Origin of the sequence: Rhodococcus sp. NyZ502 (genome assembly GCF_041464245.1) — a bacterium.
GTDB lineage: Bacteria > Actinomycetota > Actinomycetes > Mycobacteriales > Mycobacteriaceae > Rhodococcus_F > Rhodococcus_F qingshengii.
Window position 1 is genome coordinate 3,330,001 of record NZ_CP167155.1, and the last position, 15,364, is coordinate 3,345,364.

The window sequence follows — 15,364 nt, forward strand, 5'->3', positions numbered from 1 at the left end:
CACGAAATGACCGGCGCTCGCGGGCTTCGGCGATACGCGGACACCGCTCGCGAGTCCGGAATCCACAGGCGCCACGGAACCTCCGCCGCGGTACTGACCCCCACCCGCGGTCCGCTCACCCATTCCTTCGACTCCCCCAATTCGAGCCGAATCCGAGAGGCAGGGTTGAACACGTCTGTTCCGTTGTCCGCCAACGTGATTGCGACAGAAGCACCGAGATTACCCGGCCCTCTGGCCCATTGGTGAGATGGTCGATCCGGCGATCTCCGAGCAGACACCACATCGTGACCGGCCTCGATTTCGGCCGCTCGGAGCAGAACACCACCCGCGACACCATCCGGGCCGTACGAGATGTTCATACAAAAGTGCATTCCATAACTGCGGTAGACGTAGAGACGCCCCGCCCGCCCGAACATCACGCTGTTCCGCGGCGTTCTCCCTCGATACGAATGTGCTGCCGGATCCGGCCATGGCCCGTCCTTCTCCCCTCCGTACGCCTCGACCTCGACGATCCTCAGCGAGATGTCGTCGACGGTCAGGGTCGAGCCGAGAATTGTCAGGCCCGCTTCCAACGGGTTCTCCACATTTTCCAAGGTCTCGATGCTCACCCTTCGATTGTGCCCACGCCGTTGACTCATCGGTCGGCCGAGTCGCATAATTCAACAAGTGATGAATTATTGAAACGAGGCGAACCGTGACCACAACGCCAGCAATAGATATCCGCGGACTACGAGTCATTCGCGGCAAGCACGAAGTTCTTCACTCGCTTGACCTGCAGGTATCAGCAGGATCGATCACCGGACTGCTCGGCCCGTCCGGCTGCGGCAAGACAACCCTGATGCGCACGATTGTCGGAACACAGATCGTCGAAAGTGGTGAGGTCAGAGTGCTGGGCGATCTCGCCGGTTCCGTTGCTCTTCGCCACCGGGTCGGATATGTCACCCAATCCCCCAGCGTGTACGGCGACCTGACGGTCACTCGAAACGTCCAGTACTTCGGCGCTCTTTACGGCAAGTCCGGCGCCGACGTCGCAGCAGCGGTCGACGCCGTCGGATTGAGCCGATACGCCGACCAGACCGCCGCCGATCTGTCTGGTGGTCAACGCGGGCGAGTCTCGCTGGCTTGCGCGTTGGTGGCGTCACCTGATGTGTTGATCCTCGACGAACCGACCGTCGGCCTCGATCCGGTGCTTCGTGTCGAACTGTGGGAACGATTTGCCGACCTTGCTCGCAGCGGAACCACCCTGGTGGTCTCCAGCCACGTCATGGATGAGGCCGACCACTGCGCTGAGCTGATCCTGATGCGAGACGGGCATCTCCTCGCTCAACTCACACCCGATGAATTGCGCGCCAAAACCAGATGTGAACGCCTAGAGGACGCCTTTCTCGAGCTGATTCGGACTTCACCCGTCGGAGGCGAAATATCATGAGCATCAGGATCTTCGGTGCTACGACCGTCCGCATTCTGCTTCAGCTCCGCCAGGACCATCGCACGGTGGCCATGATCTTGTTGGTCCCGTCGTTGTTGATGATTTTGCTGTATTTCCTCTACCAAGACGTACCCACGCCACCCGGCCAGGTTTCGCTCTTCCAACGAGTGGCGATCACGATGTTGGGAATCTTGCCGTTTGTGGTGATGTTCCTGGTCACGTCCATCGCCATGCAGCGCGAACGCAGTTCAGGAACCCTCGAACGCCTGCTCACCACACCGATGGGCAAACTCGACCTTCTCGCCGGATACGGGGCGGCATTTTCGCTCTCCGCCGCCGCCCAGGCAGCCCTCGCGTGCGCGGTTGCTTTCGGATTCCTCGGACTCACCATCGCCGGCAGTCTTGCCTGGGTCATCGTCATTGCAGTTCTCGGCGCAATACTGGGCGTTGCGCTAGGCCTGTTGGCCAGCGCATTCGCGAAGACCGAGTTCCAAGCGGTGCAATTCATGCCGGTAGTTGTGGTTCCACAGCTCTTCCTCTGCGGACTCCTGGTACCGCGCGACCAATTGCCGACCTGGCTCGAATGGATCAGCAACGTCCTCCCCTTGAGCTACGCCGTCGACGCACTTCAGCAAGTGTCGATTCATGCCGACGCGACGGGTCAGATGTGGCGTGATCTCGCCGTCATGGCGGGCTTCGCCGCCGCCGCGCTATCGCTGGCCGCGGCCACACTCGATCGCCGCACTCCATGACCGACGACAGCACCGCGCCGACGCCGACTCGTTCGGGGCGACGACCGGGCAAGTCGGAGACTCGCGCGCAGATTCTCGATTCGGCGCGACGGGCGTTCTCCCAGAACGGTTTTCGACGAACAACCGTTCGATCGATAGCTGCGGCCGCTGACGTCGATCCGGCTATGATTCATCACCATTTCGGGAGCAAGGAGCAGTTGTTCACCGCTGCGATCGCGCTACCGATCGATCCAGCAAAGGTACTGGGACCGGTTCACACCTCCCCGACCGAAAACCTCGGCGAAAGCCTTCTCCGGGCGGTGATCGGGCTATGGGATTCGGAACACCAGCCGGCGATTCTGGCGGCTTTTCGATCAGCCATTTCCGGCGACGGATCGCAGTTGATCCAGAGCTTTCTGCTCGATGTCGTATTGCGCGACATCATTCCGCGGGTGGACACACCACCTGGTACCGGCTTGATCAGAGCGGAATTGGTGGCATCTCAGATGGCCGGACTGCTTGTCACGCGATATGTGCTCGGACTCGAACCACTCGCATCATTGAGCGTCGACGCTTTGGTACCGCTGGTGGCTCCGAACCTCCAGCGGTACCTGACCGGTGAGTTGCCGATCTAGCCTTCAGCCCGTGCGAGCAACTTTTCGTGCTCGTCGTCCGCTACATCGCGTGCCTCGTCGATCAACAGAACGGGAATGCCGTTCTCGATCGGGTAGGCACGACGCAGGCGCGGGTTGTAGAGCAACTCGTCCCCGACCAGCAACAGCGGGCCTTTGTCCTGGGGGCAGGCCAAAATGCTGAGCAACGTCGAATCAATAGCCACGTGTGTCCTCTCGAACCGATCAAACAGAATGTCCTCAGGCTACCGTGCTCCGGTGCTCACCCTCGTCGGCATCAACTGCGCGGCAATTGCCTTGGTCAGCCGCTTGTACGACTGCGACTCGGAATCGAGGAACCAGGTCCGTGGCCCCGGCGCCGGCAATCCGGCCGCAGCCAACGCAGTGGAGCTCGGACGGTACGACGAACCCACCGGGATCTCGTCAACCACGTGCACGATATCCGGACGAGCGTCGAAAGCGATGCGCGAGAGGGCCTCTGCAAGCTCGGCAGAACGGAACTGCCGCCCCGGACGCCATGTCACGGCAGCGACCGCGAGCTGATGCGGCGCGTCACCGACTCCGTATGCGACGGCAAGATCCACCCGCGCCACACTCGACAACGCGTCGACGATCGGCTGGGTGAACACGGGACCGCGGACCGTGGAAATGACCGTGTTCTTGTGGTCGATCAGCCAGTAGTCGCCGTCGGCGTCCCGGCGGAAGAGATTTTCGGTGGGAATCCACGAATCGCCGGCTTGGAAGAGACCTCGCATGGCTCCGCCCGAGAGATCGGCGGTGAATCCCGCGCGCCCGAGCAGCAATCCGACCTCGTCTTCAGCGCACTCACGGACAAATCCGTTTCCGTTCTCGAGGAGCCGACCACTCAGCGGGTCGTATGCCGCCAACCGCACCTGCGCGCTACCCGGCAGTGGGCGCCCCTTGGAACCAACTTTGGAGCCTGCAACATTGGCAAGAATCACGTCGCCTTCGGTCGACGCATAGAACTCGAGTACCTGCGCGGGGTCGAACGCCTCCGTTGTCCGCTTCCACAGACCATGGGGCATGCCCGAACCGATGAACAGGCGGACCGGATGACTACCGTCGATGAGAAGAAGATCCTCGTCGAGTATCTCGCGCATCATCGACCACGTGTAACTCACGACCGTCACGCCGTAGCGGTGGATTTCCTCGACGAACCTCGCGGGGTTCAGTCCACGTGAGAGCGCAATGCGTGAGCCACCGGCCATGGCACCACCGATGGTCGCGAGCAGACTCGACGAATGATGGAGTGGCGCAAGGCAGTACACGGTGTCACCGCGATCGAGATCTGCCGCCGTGGCCGTGCCGAAGGCCGACAGTGCCCACCGGTAGTTGGTGATCTGCTTGGCTTCGAGCACACCGCCGGATTCCGCAAAGATGATGAAGGCGAGTTCGCGGGCGACACCGGGATCCGGTCGGTACCACCCGGGCAGATTGACCTTCGTCGGATCGATTTGTTCGAGATCGATCACGTCGTGTGACGGATCCACCTCGAGGCCACGGGCATCGCCGCCGCCGAGCACCAGTACCGGCCGACCGGTAACCACTGCAGCATCGACGTTTTCCGGATCGGTGATGATCCGATCGACCGACCCCAGCTTGACCGCCGCCGTGATGTCGGAGCCTGGCGGAAGCATGACCGCGACGGCACCAAGTCGCGACAGGGCCGCGATGGCCGCGAGTGCGCTGGGGCGGGTCTCCATCAGGACACCGACATGCGCTGCCGGACGCACTCCCACGGAGATCAATCCACGCACGACATTGTCGATACGCGCGTTGACCGCTTCATAGGTGTGCACGCGATTGTCGAAGAGGAAGCACTCGCCGTTCGGCGCCTTTCGACGCTGCTCCGCCAGCAACTGGCTCAGCGAGATTTTGGTGTGCGGCTGAATCTGGTTGAGTCGAGCCAGACGTGGCAACGCTCGTGCCGCTTCTCCCGACAATTCGAAAGTGCCGCGCAACGCACCGGCGGCAAGGTCACTGATTCCCTTGGTGACTCCTGCACCTACTTCAGCGACCGAGGCGACGGTGTGGATGATCCGATTGCTGATCGACACACCGGTCTGGTCTTCGAGGTCGGCGCCGTAGACCATGTTCGCGATACGGTCCGGGAGGGGTCCACCCGTCTCGGTCCACTGTACGAATTCACCGGTGGTCGGCCAGGTGTGATTGGCCGCGGTGGAACCGACAACCAAACCGAAATGGCCTGCACGCAAGGTAGATTCGTAGACCTTCGCCCGCGGAGCGGCTTGACTGATGCCTCGAACCGCTTGCGGCTGGCCGATGTCGTCGACCTCACCGACGAATGCCAGGATGGGGCAGGTGATCTCGGCGAGCGAGACCAATTGATCCTTGATGACGAACCCACCTGTCATCATTCGGTTGTGCACGATGAACTGCTTGAGCAGTTCGGCTACCGCGGGCCCCGACCACGCGACCCAACCCTCGGTCGCGAGGAAGCGGCGTTGCTGCTCCCGCGGAAGCAACGCCTCACGGTCGTGCAGTTGAAGCAGAAAGTCGACGCGCATCTTCAGCGTCTTCACGGGATCGAGCAACTGGAACCCGGTACGGGCCATCCACCCGGTGACCGCCAGGCGATTGAAGACGTGATCGGCGAGGAAATCTGCACCCTTGGTTGCCAATCCCGCCGGGATGCCGAAGGGTAGCGCGGCGAGTGTGTCGACCGGACTGCCGAAGGTGATGACGCTGGCGATGTTTCGACTACGCCGATACGCGGCAGCCTGATAGGCGAACATGCCACCCTGCGAATAACCGGAGATGTGAACATCTTTTCCGGTGTGACGGTGGATGTGATCGACGATGTCGCTGAGAGCGATGATGTGATCGGCGAGGTTACGATCCCAACCGCCCTCTTCGGAGTCGGGCGAACCGAAATCGACGACCCAGGGATCAAGGCCCATCTCGTGCAGAATTCCCACAGCGCCCTGGTCACGGGTCACGTCGTACACGTTCGCCGACATCATCATCGGCGGGATCAGCAAGATCGGTGCGCCGACGGTTTCCGGGTCACTGTCCGGGAAGTAGCGCCGTAGCCGATACATCGCTGCGCGTTCGACGATCTCGAACGGCGACGTGGTCGCATCCGTTTCCAGCCCACCCAACCGGACGACCTCGAGGCCGTTTTGTGCTGTCGCAACCACCCGACGAATCGGGCCCAGCACAGACTTGGAATTCAATCCCACCATTTCACTCCCAAGTTACTCACCATGTGACGTCAGTCTCATTTTTCCCGCGCGCGACAAGCCTACTGACGGCGAATACGCGTACGCGGTCAGGGAGCAAATTCTGCTACCTGACCGCGTACGACCGAAGGACTACTGCCGAAAAGAGAGCGACAACACTCGTGACCGCGAGGTCACAGGGTCCATTCCCGCAGTGACTGCGCCACTGCTTTGACTCCGTCCAGCTGCTCGGCAACCCGCACCCCCGCGGTGCCGCCTCGCGCGTTGCGCGAAGCGATGGAACCCTCGACTGTCAGCACCTCACGAACAGCGGGTGTCAGCGCGCTGTCGACGCCGGCCAGTTCCTCGTCCGTGAGATCTTCGAGTCCGACGCCTCGCGCTTCGGCGACACGCACACACGCTCCAGCAGCCTCGTGTGCAACCCGGAACGGCACGCCCTGGCGCACCATCCACTCCGCGATGTCGGTGGCCAACGTGAACCCTGCCGGAGCAAGTTCCGCCATGCGTTCGGTGTGGAACTCGAGAGTCTGCACCAGGCCGGTGATGGCCGGGAGCAACATCTCCAGCTGCGCAACCGAGTCGAAGACCGGTTCCTTGTCCTCTTGCAGATCGCGGTTGTACGCCAGCGGCTGAGCCTTGAGCGTCGCCAGCAGGCCGGTGAGGTTACCGATCAAACGACCAGACTTACCGCGCGTGAGTTCCGAGACATCCGGATTCTTCTTCTGCGGCATGATCGACGAACCTGTCGACCACGCGTCGGCAAGCGTGATGTAGCCGAATTCCGGTGTGCTCCAGATGATGATCTCTTCCGCCATGCGTGAGAGATCGACACCGATCATCGCAAGCACGAACGCTGCCTCGGCCGCAAAATCACGCGAAGCGGTTGCGTCGATCGAGTTCTCGGCCGAGCTGTCGAACTTCAATTCCGCTGCAATGGCTTCGGGGTCGAGACCGAGCGAGGAACCGGCGAGTGCACCGGAACCGTACGGGGACACCGCAGCTCGTACGTCGAAGTCGCGAAGACGTTGCACGTCGCGCAACAACGGATGTGCGTGAGCGAGCAGGTGATGCGCCAACAGGACCGGCTGAGCCGCCTGCAGGTGCGTCTTGCCCGGCATCACGGCATCCGGATGGGCCCCGGCCTGAGTCGCCAGAGCATCGACCACGTCGAGAACGCCGGTGGAGATGCGGCGGACCGCATCCCGAAGCCACATGCGGAACAGCGTGGCCACCTGGTCGTTGCGCGAACGTCCAGCACGCAGGCGCCCACCGACCTCAGGCCCGACACGCTCGATCAGACCGCGCTCGAGTGCGCCGTGTACGTCCTCGTCCGATTCACTGGGCCCGAAGGCGCCACTGGCGACATCTGCCGCCAGACGGTCGAGACCGTCGAGCATTGTCACGAGATCGGCCTCGCTGAGCAGGCCTGCCTTGTTCAGCACACGTGCATGCGCCTGCGACGCACGCACGTCGTACGGAGCGAGGACCCAGTCGAAGTGAGTCGACTTGCTCAGCGCCGCCATGGCAGCGGCCGGTCCGGACTCGAACCGCCCGCCCCACAGCGCACCTTCGTTGGTGCCGTGTTTTTGAGCGTCTCCGTCACCGCGAGCCGTCATGGCTCAGAGTCCCAGATCGCGCTTCGCGGCGACCTTCGACGACAGACCGTGGATCTCGACGAAGCCCTTCGATGCGGACTGGTCGAAGCTGTCGCCCTCGTCGTACGTCGCGAGGTTGAAGTCGTAGAGCGACTCCGGGCTGCGACGACCGTTGACGGTGATGGCTCCACCGTGCAGGAAGAGACGGATGTCGCCGGTAACGCGTTCCTGCGTCTTGTTGACGAACGTGTCCAGTGCGTCCTTGAGGGGCGAGAACCAGAGTCCGTCGTAGACCAGCTCGGACCAACGCTGCTCCATCTGACGCTTGTAGCGACCGAGTTCGCGTTCGAGGGTGACGTGTTCGAGTTCCTGGTGCGCGGTGATGAGAACCATGGCGCCGGGAGCTTCGTAGATCTCACGGCTCTTGATGCCCACGAGACGGTCCTCGACGACGTCGAGACGGCCGACGCCCTGAGCGCCTGCGCGCTTGTTCAGTTCCTGAATGGCTTCGAGAACCGACACCGGGCGGCCGTCGATGGCGACCGGGCGGCCCTTGTCGAAGCTGATGATGAGCTCGTCGGGTGCGTTCCAGTTGACCGTCGGGTCCTGGGTGTAGTCGTAGACGTCCTTCGTCGGCGCGTTCCACAGATCCTCGAGGAATCCGGTCTCGACGGCGCGGCCCCAGACGTTCTGGTCGATCGAGAACGGCGACTTCTTGGAGACGTTGATCGGGATGTTGTTCTCTTCGGCGAAGGCGATGGCCTTCTCGCGGGTCCAGGCGTAGTCGCGGACCGGTGCGATGACCTGAAGGTCGGGTGCGAGGGCGCCGAATCCGACCTCGAAGCGAACCTGGTCGTTGCCCTTACCGGTGCAACCGTGCGAGACGATGGTGCCGCCGTGCGAGCGTGCAGCTTCGACGATGTGCTTGACGATCAGCGGACGGCTGATGGCCGAGACCAGCGGGTAGCGGTCCATGTACAGGGCGTTGGCCGCGATGGTCGGCAGGCAGTATTCGTCCGCGAACTCGTCGCGGGCGTCGACGACAACGGATTCGACTGCGCCGCAGTCGATCGCGCGCTGACGCACGACCTCCATGTCCTCGCCACCCTGCCCCAGATCGATGGCGACGGCGACAACTTCAGCGCCCGTCTCCTTACCGATCCAACTGATGGCAACAGAAGTGTCCAGCCCGCCCGAGTAGGCGAGTACGACGCGATCGGCCATGGTTTTTGTGCTCCTTCGGTTGAAAATCTCTATCAAAGAATAAGGGGTCAGGCGAGCGATTCGATCATGGCCGCGAGTTCCGCTCCGGAAAGCGGTTCTCGGGCCACCACGAAGATGGTGTCATCTCCGGCGATCGTTCCCACGATGTCGGGCATCGAGGACCGATCCAGTGCGCTCGCGAGGTAGTGCGCGGCTCCCGGCGGTGTCCGGAGAATCGCCATGTTGCCGCTGAAATCGGTGGAGACCAACAGCTCACCCAACAGCCGTGAGAGACGGTCGGTACCGCCGGACACACCGCGTACCGGGTTCCCGTCCTCCGGCACCACGTAAACACCGGCGCCGCCGTCGGCGGCACGCAGTTTCACCGCTCCCAGCTCTTCGAGGTCACGCGAGAGCGTCGCCTGCGTTGCTTCGATGCCCTCGGCACCGAGCAAGGCCGCCAGCTCCGTCTGACTTCGGACAGGGTGAGCCGCCAGAAGCGCGATGATGCGCGACTGGCGACCAGCCCGAGTGGGAGCGACGCTCACGCCGGGTCCAGTTGGGTTCGCTGTTCCAGCAGCCACACGAGCAACGCCTTCTGGGCGTGCAGACGGTTCTCCGCCTCGTCCCAGACGACGCTCTGGGGTCCGTCGAGAACCTCGTCGGTGACCTCTTCGCCGCGATGGGCCGGCAGGCAGTGCAGGACGACAGCCTTCGGATCTGCTTTTGCGAGCAGTTCCTTGTTGATCTGAAACGGACGGAAAGGTCCGACTCGATCGAGCCCGTCGTTCTCCTGACCCATCGAGGTCCAGGTGTCGGTGACCAACGCGTCGGCGCCGACGACGCCGGCCTGTGGGTCCTGCGTCAGGGTGATGGTCGCGCCGGTTTCCTCGGCGCGTTTGCGTGCTGCTGCCACGACCCAGTCCGCCGGTTCGAAGCCGGCGGGGCTTGCGATGGTGACGTCTATGCCTGCGGTCACTCCGCCGAGCATCAGCGAGTGAGCCATGTTGTTGGCGCCGTCGCCCAGGTAGGTCAGCTTCAGTCCCTTGAGCTCACCCTTCTGCTCGATCAGCGTTTGCAGATCGGCCAGAACCTGACAGGGATGAAATTCGTCGGACAATGCGTTGACGATGGGAATCGTTGCGCCCGTAGCCATTTGCTCCAGTCGCTTCTGGCCGAACGTGCGCCACACGACGGCATCGACGTAGCGGGAGAGAACGCGTCCGGTGTCCGCCAAGGTCTCTTCACGACCGAGTTGAGTGCTGCGCCCGTCTACGACGACAGCGTGGCCGCCCATCTGTGCGATGCCCATCTCGAACGAGAAACGTGTACGCGTCGAGTTCTTCTCGAAGATGACACCGACTCCGCGGGGACCCTCGAGCGGACGCCGAGCGAACGGGTCCTTCTTGAGAATCGCTGCGAGTTCGAGAACTTCGGCCTGCTGCGCAGGAGTCAGATCGTCGTCCCTGAGAAAGTGTTTCACCACGGTAGTCACTTCTCCCCCGGCTGGTCAGCCGATAGTGCACTGTCGAAGATGGCAGGTAGTGCTGCCACGAAGGTTTCGGCCTGCTCGTCCGTGAGGATGAGCGGCGGCGCCAACCGGATCACTCCGGGTTGCGCTGCATTCACAAGGTACCCGGCTTCGCGCGCTGCGTTTTCCACTGCCGGCGCGACGTCCTCGGTCAGCACGACACCCAGCAACAGTCCTGATCCCCGTACGTAGTCGACCAACGGATGGCCCAGATCTTCGATGCCCGCCGAGATCGATTTGCCCAAGCTGTCGGCGCGTGAGATCAGGTCTTCCGCTGCAATGGTTTTCAGCACGGCAAGCGCCGCCGCAGCGCACACCGGATTGCCACCGAACGTCGTACCGTGCTTGCCCGGTCCGAACAACTCTGCCGTTGCCCCGGTCGCGATGCAGGCGCCGATCGGCATTCCGCCGCCGAGTCCCTTCGCAAGAGTGATGACGTCCGGCACGATGCCGACTGCCTGATGTGCGTAGAACCAGCCGGTCCGGCCGATGCCGGTCTGCACTTCGTCGAGTACGAGCAGCGCACCACGTTCGGCGGTGATCCGCCGAGCCTCGACGAGGTATCCCTCGGGTGGCACCACGACGCCGCCCTCACCCATGATCGGTTCGAGGAACACAGCGGCGGTGTCGGAATCGACGGCCTGCTCGAGTGCCTCGACGTCGCCGTACGGCACGAACTCGACACCGGCGGGCATCGGTTCGAACGGCGCCCGCTTGGCCGGCTGACCCGTCAGAGCGAGTGCCCCCATCGTGCGACCGTGGAAGGAGCCTTGGGCTGCGATGATCTTCTTCCGGCCGGTGGCGCGAGCGAGCTTGAAGGCAGCCTCGTTCGCCTCGGTACCGGAGTTGCAGAAGAACGCGCGCCCGGTGACGTTGCCGAGATGAGCGAGCAGCTGCTCCGCCAACTCGACGACCGGCTCGCTGGCGTACAGGTTGGACACGTGGCCGAGTGTCGACAGCTGAGTAGTCACGGCTTCGACGACGGCCGGATGTCCGTGTCCGAGAATGTTGACGGCGATTCCGGCCAGGAAGTCGACGTACTGCTTGCCGTCGGCGTCGGTGAGTACGGCGCCGTCACCGCGGACGAGAGCAACCCGGGGTACGCCGTAATTGTTCATCAGCGAAGCGGACCACCGCTGCTGCAGATCGATCGTGCTCATGAGATAGCTCCCTGCTGGGGACCGGCGACCGAGGAACCCGGCACGACCATCGTGCCGATTCCTTCACCGGTGAAAAGTTCGAGTAGGACTGAATGTTCGAGCCGACCGTCGATCACGTGCGCCGACGGCACACCTCCGCGCACCGCGCGAAGGCAGGCCTCCATCTTGGGCACCATGCCGGCATCGAGACTCGGCAACAACTGAGCAAGGGCGTCGGTGTCGATCTCGGTGGCCAGCGAGGCTCGGTCCGGCCAATCGGTGTACAGGCCCTCGACGTCGGTGAGGACAACGAGCTTCTCGGCACCGATCGCCTCGGCCAGTGCGGCAGCAGCGGTATCGGCGTTGATGTTGTGGACGACACCGTCGGCGTCGGGTGCGATGGTCGAGACCACCGGAATACGTCCTGCTGCAATGAGATCGAGTACCGCGTCCGGGTTCACGGTAGTGACGTCTCCGACCAGGCCGATGTCGGTCTGCTCTCCCTCGACCGCAACAGTGCGTCGAGTAGCGGTGAACAAGTGCGCATCCTCACCGGAGATACCGACCGCGTAGGGACCGTGCGCGTTGATCAGCCCGACGAGTTCACGGCCCACCTGACCGAAGAGCACCATCCGGACGACGTCCATCACCTCGGGCGTCGTGACCCGGAAACCACCGCGGAACTCACCCTTCATGCCAAGGCGTGCCAGCATCGCGTTGATCTGCGGGCCGCCGCCGTGCACGACGACGGGGTGGATGCCGACAGTCCGCAGGAACGCCATGTCCGCGGCGAAGGCGGTCTTGAGTGTCTCGTCGATCATGGCGTTTCCGCCGTACTTGACCACGACCACCTTGTCTCGGAATCGCTGCAGCCACGGCAGCGCGTCGGCGAGGACATGCGCCTTCTGATGCTCGCTGATCACGGGATACGTCTCGGTCATGACGAGTACGCCGAGTTCTCTTCGACGTACGCGTGCGAGAGGTCCGTGGTGCGAATGCTCACGGACTCGTTGCCGATTCCCAGGTCGATGTCGAGTTCGATGTCGATCCCGCTCAGGTCCACCTCACGCGCTCCCGGAGCGCCGACGCCGTCGATGCAGACGGGACTCCCGTTGAAGGACACACTGATTCGATCGGGATCGAGCTCGATGGGAGCGATACCCACTGCGGCGAGAACGCGACCCCAATTGGGATCGGAACCGAAAAGCGCTGTCTTGACCAGGCTGTCGCGGGCGATGGTCCGGGCGCCGATCAACGCATCGGACTCGGACGCTGCGCCGCGAACCGTCACCTTGACCCGCTTGGTGACGCCCTCGGCGTCTGCCATCAACTGATCCGCGAGATCATCACACACGGCCAGCACTGCGGCGTTCAGTTCGTCCTGCGTCGGCGTGACACCGCTGGCGCCGGAGGCCAACAGGAGCACTGTGTCGTTGGTGGACGTGGCGCCGTCGACGTCGAGGCGATCGAAGCTCAGGTGGGTGGCGGCGCGCAGAGCGGTATCGAGCTGCTCGGCCGTTGCGACAGCATCGGTCGTGACGACGCACAGCATCGTGGCCAGCGCAGGCGCGAGCATGCCTGCGCCCTTGGCCATTCCGCCGACGTTCCATTTGTTCGCGTGGTGCAGCGACGCCTGCTTCGGCACGGTATCGGTGGTCATGATCGCGTATGCCGCGTCGGTGCCGCCGGAGATTCCGCCAGCGAGTTCGTGCACTACCTCGGTGACACCGGGGATCAGCTTGTCCATGGGCAAGCGGTCACCGATAAGTCCGGTCGAACAGACAGCGACCTCGATCGCGCCCGTCTCGGTGCCCCAATTACTCAGTGCCGAAGCAACTTCCTCGGCAGTCTTGTGTGCATCCTGGAATCCACCCGCGCCCGTGCAGGCGTTCGCGCCGCCCGAGTTGAGCACCACCGCGCGCAGCTTGCCCGTCGTCAGGACCTGCTGAGACCAGAGCACCGGAGCTGCCTTGACCTTGTTCAGGGTGAAGACGCCGGCAGCGGCCAGATCGGGTCCCTCGTTGAGCACCAATGCGAGGTCCGACTTGCCACTCTTCTTGATACCGGCAGCAATTCCGGCACCGCGGAATCCGGCAGGTGCGGTGACGCCCTGCGTGCGGAGCAGACGTCCCTCGGCGACGTGAACCACGTCTGCAACGGTCGCGTCAGGCTCGGTTGCGTTGTCGATCTGCTGCGGATTGTCGGTGCTCACGGAGCTACTCCCACGGTAGAGAGACCTGCGGTCTCGGGTAGGCCAAGGGCGAGATTCATCGATTGCACCGCGCCACCGGCGGTGCCCTTGGTGAGATTGTCGATTGCCGAGATGACAACGAGCTGACCGGCGTCGGCGTCAACGGTGACCCCGATCTGTACGGCATTGGATCCGATCACGGCACCGGTCTGCGGGAAGACTCCGGCAGGCAGTACGTGGATGAACGGCTCGTCGTTGTATGCCTTGTCGTAGATTTCGCGCGCTTGCTCTTCGGTGGCCGTGGTGGCTGCCGTGCAGGTCGCGAGGATGCCGCGCGGCATGGGCGCGAGGACTGGAGTGAAGGAGACACTGATGTCCTTGCCGCCTGCGGCCGAGAGATTCTGAATGATCTCAGGGGTGTGGCGATGGACGCCGCCGACGCCGTACGCACGGACGGAGCCCATGACCTCGGAACCCAGCAGATCAGCCTTCGGTGCCCGGCCGGCGCCCGAAGTGCCACTGACCGCAACCACGTTCACGTGTGAGTCCACGATCCCCGCGGCAACGGCGGGGGCCAGCGCGAGGCTCGCTGCCGTCGGGTAGCAGCCCGGAACGGCGATGCGGGTTGCGCCTACCAATTTCTCACGGGCACCGGGCAATTCAGGAAGACCGTAGGGCCAGGTGCCGGCATGAGCGCTCTTGTAGTACTTCTCCCAGGCTGCGGGATCCTGCAGCCGGAAGTCCGCGCCGCAGTCGATGATGACCGTCGACTCGGGCAGCAACTTGGCGTACTGAGCCGAATTTCCGTGTGGGAGACCGAGGAAGACGACGTCGTGACCCGAGAGGATCTCGACAGTGGTCTCTTCGAGTACCCGCGACGAGAGTGGAAGCAAGTGCGGATGATGCTCACCGAGCGTCGAACCGGCGTTGCCACCGGCGGTCAGCGAACCGATCACCAGGCTGCCGTCGACATAGGAGGGGTGCCCGAGAAGCAGACGCAGAACCTCACCACCGGCGTACCCACTGGCGCCGGCAACGGCGACTCTGATCGGCTTGCGTGCGTTCTCGGTCGTACCACCTTCAGTCATGTCACACAGTATGCATCATTGTGCATCGGAATGCATAATTACTTACCCATGGATCGCCGGATCTCCTCGAGCTTGGCCTTTGCGGCCTTCTGGCGCTCGTCCCACTGCTCGTCGACGGACTTTCCGGCAGGACTCTCGTGCGCCAGTTCGGACGAACCTATTGAAGTACCGAAGCGCCCCTCTATCTTCTCCCGAACGCGGTCGAAAGTGGGCACTCCCCCTTCGGTGTAGTCGGGTTCGGGAATTCTCGGATCGGTCGCAAGTACCACCGGGACGTCGATGATCTCGTCGACCTCCACAACGGTGTCGGGCAGTTCGACTTCTTCGGCGTCGGTGATCTCGTTCTCGTCCTCGACGCGGTTCGGCTCGAGGCTCGCGGCAGCGGTGTCCACCACGGAAAGAAGGACCGACAAACTCGGACGACGCTCGACCACTGCGCGGACGACCGCGAGGAAGTCCTTGTCGTCGAGTGCACTGGCGGCCTCGACTACCTGGTGCACGGACCCATCATGTTCGGACCCATCATTTCGTGACACTGTCAGTCCCTTCTCGAAAACGCCGACGGACAATTCCGATCCTTCCACGACCGTCCGTCGAAGGG

15 protein-coding genes (1 of these 15 cut by a window edge) are annotated in these 15,364 nt (G+C 63.2%); 3 read left to right on the forward strand and 12 right to left on the reverse strand.

What is annotated here, in order from left to right:
• A protein-coding gene (locus ACBG85_RS15415) for a DNA-3-methyladenine glycosylase (protein WP_003944023.1) crosses the window boundary here: on the reverse strand, positions 1-608 show its 5' portion. The gene continues 1 nt to the left of window position 1, outside the view; only the first 608 of its 609 coding nucleotides appear in the window; the start codon lies at positions 606-608; the stop codon is cut by the window's left edge — 2 of its three bases fall inside, at positions 1-2.
• 86 nt (positions 609-694) lie between these two features.
• Here ACBG85_RS15415 and ACBG85_RS15420 point away from each other — a divergent pair, with 86 nt between their 5' ends.
• The 3 genes from ACBG85_RS15420 to ACBG85_RS15430 are packed head-to-tail and all read left to right on the forward strand — an operon-like array spanning position 695 to position 2,795.
• Positions 695-1,429: an ABC transporter ATP-binding protein gene (locus tag ACBG85_RS15420; protein WP_372023933.1), complete on the forward strand. Its 735-nt coding sequence runs from the start codon at positions 695-697 to the stop codon at positions 1,427-1,429.
• Positions 1,426-2,181, forward strand: a complete 756-nt coding sequence (locus ACBG85_RS15425; RefSeq protein WP_042450499.1) for an ABC transporter permease — start codon at positions 1,426-1,428, stop codon at positions 2,179-2,181. The genes ACBG85_RS15420 and ACBG85_RS15425 overlap by 4 nt, the downstream gene beginning before the upstream one ends.
• Positions 2,178-2,795 carry a TetR family transcriptional regulator gene (locus ACBG85_RS15430; RefSeq protein ID WP_042450497.1) on the forward strand — a complete coding sequence of 206 codons (618 nt, stop codon included), beginning with the start codon at positions 2,178-2,180 and terminating at the stop codon, positions 2,793-2,795. The genes ACBG85_RS15425 and ACBG85_RS15430 overlap by 4 nt, the downstream gene beginning before the upstream one ends.
• Here the strand turns inward: ACBG85_RS15430 and ACBG85_RS15435 are convergent.
• The 11 genes from ACBG85_RS15435 to ACBG85_RS15485 all read right to left on the reverse strand — a co-directional run bounded on the left by ACBG85_RS15435 (position 2,792) and on the right by ACBG85_RS15485 (position 15,263).
• Positions 2,792-2,998 carry a Trm112 family protein gene (locus tag ACBG85_RS15435; RefSeq protein WP_003944045.1) on the reverse strand — a complete coding sequence of 69 codons (207 nt, stop codon included), beginning with the start codon at positions 2,996-2,998 and terminating at the stop codon, positions 2,792-2,794. The two genes, ACBG85_RS15430 and ACBG85_RS15435, sit on opposite strands and share 4 nt — an antisense overlap.
• 39 nt (positions 2,999-3,037) lie before the next feature.
• Entirely contained in the window at positions 3,038-6,019 is a 2,982-nt protein-coding gene (locus tag ACBG85_RS15440) for an acyl-CoA synthetase (RefSeq protein ID WP_007736206.1), read from the reverse strand.
• Positions 6,020-6,189: 170 nt separating this feature from the next.
• Positions 6,190-7,632, reverse strand: a complete 1,443-nt coding sequence (argH, locus tag ACBG85_RS15445; RefSeq protein WP_065454995.1) for an argininosuccinate lyase — start codon at positions 7,630-7,632, stop codon at positions 6,190-6,192.
• Between the two features lie 3 nt (positions 7,633-7,635).
• Complete coding sequence (locus ACBG85_RS15450; RefSeq protein WP_007736221.1) at positions 7,636-8,835, reverse strand: argininosuccinate synthase; 1,200 nt, start codon at positions 8,833-8,835, stop codon at positions 7,636-7,638.
• Between the two features lie 47 nt (positions 8,836-8,882).
• The gene (locus ACBG85_RS15455) at positions 8,883-9,362 is read right to left on the reverse strand and encodes an arginine repressor (protein ID WP_020907875.1); all 480 of its coding nucleotides are present in this window, start codon (positions 9,360-9,362) and stop codon (positions 8,883-8,885) included.
• Entirely contained in the window at positions 9,359-10,309 is a 951-nt protein-coding gene (gene argF, locus ACBG85_RS15460) for an ornithine carbamoyltransferase (RefSeq protein ID WP_021334039.1), read from the reverse strand. Before argF ends, ACBG85_RS15455 begins: the two co-directional genes overlap by 4 nt.
• On the reverse strand, positions 10,306-11,505 hold the full coding sequence (locus ACBG85_RS15465) for an acetylornithine transaminase (RefSeq protein WP_372023937.1): 1,200 nt from the start codon (positions 11,503-11,505) through the stop codon (positions 10,306-10,308). The genes argF and ACBG85_RS15465 overlap by 4 nt, the downstream gene beginning before the upstream one ends.
• On the reverse strand, positions 11,502-12,425 hold the full coding sequence (gene argB / locus ACBG85_RS15470) for an acetylglutamate kinase (RefSeq protein ID WP_007736229.1): 924 nt from the start codon (positions 12,423-12,425) through the stop codon (positions 11,502-11,504). The genes ACBG85_RS15465 and argB overlap by 4 nt, the downstream gene beginning before the upstream one ends.
• Positions 12,422-13,672 carry a bifunctional glutamate N-acetyltransferase/amino-acid acetyltransferase ArgJ gene (gene argJ / locus ACBG85_RS15475; RefSeq protein ID WP_058037535.1) on the reverse strand — a complete coding sequence of 417 codons (1,251 nt, stop codon included), beginning with the start codon at positions 13,670-13,672 and terminating at the stop codon, positions 12,422-12,424. The genes argB and argJ overlap by 4 nt, the downstream gene beginning before the upstream one ends.
• A gap of 20 nt (positions 13,673-13,692) precedes the next feature.
• A complete protein-coding gene (argC, locus tag ACBG85_RS15480) occupies positions 13,693-14,763 on the reverse strand; it encodes an N-acetyl-gamma-glutamyl-phosphate reductase (RefSeq protein WP_063316068.1) in 1,071 nt (356 codons plus the stop codon).
• A 38-nt stretch (positions 14,764-14,801) separates the two neighbouring features.
• A complete protein-coding gene (locus ACBG85_RS15485) occupies positions 14,802-15,263 on the reverse strand; it encodes a hypothetical protein (RefSeq protein ID WP_054187435.1) in 462 nt (153 codons plus the stop codon).
• Positions 15,264-15,364: the final 101 nt, after the last annotated feature.